At 65.0% G+C, this 2,832-nt stretch carries 2 protein-coding genes and 2 pseudogenes; 2 read left to right on the top strand and 2 right to left on the bottom strand.

From position 1 onward, the window contains the following. Window positions 1–148: 148 nt before the first annotated feature. A pseudogene (locus ACWD0Y_RS36510) lies at window positions 149–862 on the bottom strand (DUF6192 family protein); the annotation flags it as partial. A gap of 12 nt (window positions 863–874) precedes the next feature. Then, window positions 875–1,153, bottom strand: coding sequence for a hypothetical protein (locus ACWD0Y_RS36505; protein WP_450264552.1), 279 nt, complete (start codon window positions 1,151–1,153; stop codon window positions 875–877). Between the two features lie 586 nt (window positions 1,154–1,739). On the opposite strand from ACWD0Y_RS36505, the pseudogene ACWD0Y_RS36500 reads away from it, so the two are divergent. Together ACWD0Y_RS36500 and ACWD0Y_RS36495 are read left to right on the top strand one after the other, a co-directional pair. Further along, a pseudogene (locus tag ACWD0Y_RS36500) lies at window positions 1,740–1,850 on the top strand (cold-shock protein); the annotation flags it as partial. A gap of 91 nt (window positions 1,851–1,941) precedes the next feature. Further along, window positions 1,942–2,289, top strand: coding sequence for a hypothetical protein (locus ACWD0Y_RS36495; RefSeq protein ID WP_450264551.1), 348 nt, complete (start codon window positions 1,942–1,944; stop codon window positions 2,287–2,289). The last annotated feature ends 543 nt before the right edge of the window (window positions 2,290–2,832 follow it).

Genomic DNA, 2,832 nt, shown 5'->3' with positions numbered 1-2,832 from the left:
GTCGACCGTTGCTCGTCCAGCCCGCGCTGTTGGCGTTGGTGACGGCCTCCAGCCGCTGTCTCGTACGGGTGGAATGTTCCACGTACGAGACAGCGGCCGTCGTCATTCAGCCTACGTCGGTGTCGGTTTCATGGGGACGCTGTTGCTGTCACACCCAGACGCTTCGCTGGGTTCCCCACCCCCAAGTACCGAAGGGGTCTCCGCCGTAGGCACCTGCCTGGATGTACACGCGGCCGTCCGGGCGCAGGGGGCCCGTCTCCGTGATCGTTTCCTGTGAATACGGATGGGTGTCGTTGCAGGGGCGTGTCACGTACCGCCAGCTCTCAGCGCTCGACCCGAAAGCCATACCCCATTCCTGAGAGGCGCCCGAGTTCCGGTAGCACCGGGATTTCACGACGGCTGTCAGTTCGTACTGGTCCCCGTTGCGGGTGACGGTGCCCTTGATGTCCACCCAGTACGAGTTGCGGCTGGTGGTACCTATCTCGCTGTCGTACGTGACGTGGAAGTCCTCGGACGCGGCGGCGGGGGTGACCCCGCCCAGCGTGGCCACGATCGCTGTTACCGCGCAGAGCACGAACCGGACTGCGGCCCGGCGTGCCCGGACCGCCCAATGCCCGTACATCATTGTTCCTCCGGGGGAGTTGAAGAAGATCGTCTTCTTGGGTAACTGGTTGGGTGGCCGGAGGACACGCCAGGTTTGCCCAGTTCGACGAGTGGATCGGGTCCTGGGCGGTTTCGCTGCCTCGTCCGGTGTCCACCGGCTCTTGTCCTCGGGTGGGGTGAGGATCGTGGCCCACCGTTCCTCGTCGTCGACGATGGACGCCATGATCTTGTGGACGGTGAAGGACACCCCCGACACCCGGCGGTCCTTCGGTCACTTCGACGCGGCCCACCTCGCGGACCTCACCTGCGAATACGACACCCCGATGTCCTCGGCGAGGCGGAACAGGGAGTCCTTGACCGTGAACAGCTCGTCGCCTCGTTCCTGGTCGCCGGCCTCGCGCATCGGCTCGACTTCGAGTGCGTAGTCGCCGATCGTGAACCGGATACGGCTGGCCGTCTCGACCAGTTTCCGCAGCTCAGCCACGATCTCCGCATAGCGGTTTTCGCTGACGCTGCCGACCTTGTCGGCGGACTCGATCTCTTCGGGCATGGCATTCACCACCCACCGCGGACCGGTGCACGGCCATCCGGCCGTGGCGAGACCCGGCTCGTTTCTCGACCCGAGAGTCGGACCGGAAATGCGACGATCACAACGGGCTACCGTAATTGACCACGTTGCGACCGGAGCTGGGTTCCGGATGCGTTCGCGATGCGGTCACTGTGACTGTTCGCCGAACGTTTCCTTCCGGGCCCACCAGGCCCTCGTCACGCACCGCCGCGAGCAGTAGACCGCGTTCGAATGGCGGTCCACCCCGGCCACCCAAGTCGCTCCGCACTCGGGGCACTCGGCCCTGCCGGCACCACTCAACTCCGCGGCCACCCGCTTGCGCAACCGGCGGTCCCGGCGCCACTGCCTGGAACGACACGCTGCCGAGCAGTGCACGGCAGTAGGTCGTGCGTCTGGCCGCAACCGTTCACCGCAGCCTTCACACACTCGTTCCCCGGCCTCCTCGGCGTCCTTGGACACCCAGCCAGCCTAGGGCCCAAAGCTACTCAAAACCGGGGATCGAAAACAGGCAGTGACGATCCAGACGGATACTTCACTACGAGCATCTCCAAATGGCGCGGAGTGGACGATGGCTGGACGACAGAGCGGCACTGTGAAGTGGTTCAATGAGGAGAAGGGCTTCGGCTTCGTCACCCCTGAGAGCGAACCCGACCTCTTCGTGCACTTCAGGGCCATCCAGGACGTTGTCGCCGTACGACGACGCCTGGGGAGCTGATTGTCCAGCGGTCGGCTGCGAGGTGTGCGACGCGGCGAGGGAGGAATTCGACGCGATGGCGGCGAAGACCCTCGTGCAGAGACAGCGGCTTCAGGACCCGGGCTCCTACTCGTACGCAGCTGGCAAGCACACTCTGCACAGCAGTGCCTGCCGTCAGACACGGGAGTCGATCGGCGAGAGCCCCGGCCCCAACGACTGGTGGAACGGCGCAGACAGCATGGCGCACAATCTGCGCGAGTTCGAACACAAGGGCCTGCTGAACTCGGGCTGGGCCACCCACATGGTGATGCTGACCGTTGAAGAACCGTTGCGGTGGATCAGCGACCACACTGGACCTCGCGGCGGCGCCCAGTACAAACTCTGCAAGATCTGCCAGCCCCAGGCCCCCGGTGCTACGCGGTGACACGAGCCCAGGCGGCACGCAGGCGTCCCTCCGCCACGCGATGCGCGGTAGCACGGAACGTCGCACGCATCTGCCGGTATGAATCCGGCCTGTAGGTGGCCATGAGGCTGCGTACGACGGAGTCGAGCTGCCCCCCTTATGAAGGGCACTCCGAGGGAGCAGAGGATCTCGGGAAGTTCGAGTAGCCGGGCGGGCAATGCCGCACCGTGGACGGTGGGCATGCCCCTGGCCCTGTGGTGATGGTCGCGAGGGTGCACAGTGCAACTTCTTCAACCGTAGGGTTGGCCGGCTCTGCCACTGCCTTCAGTACGGAGAGACCTGCAACGAGGCCCAAGCATTTCCCATGGCCGAGCCAACGCCGGAAGCAAGTGCCGCCTGAGCGAATCAGCCGCCGACCGGGGCAAGGCAGTCCTCCAGGGCCATACGCTGCCCGTCCGGCAGATGATCACCTAGGCACTGTTTCTCGGATCATGTTCGGAGCCAGATGATGAGGGCTGCGAGGGTGACGGTGCCGAGGTAGATGTAGGCGCGTTTCTCGTAGCG

It is taken from the genome of Streptomyces altiplanensis, from assembly GCF_053591575.1.
Note: the sequence above shows the minus strand (reverse complement) of the source record. Positions and strands in the feature narration are given on the sequence as shown.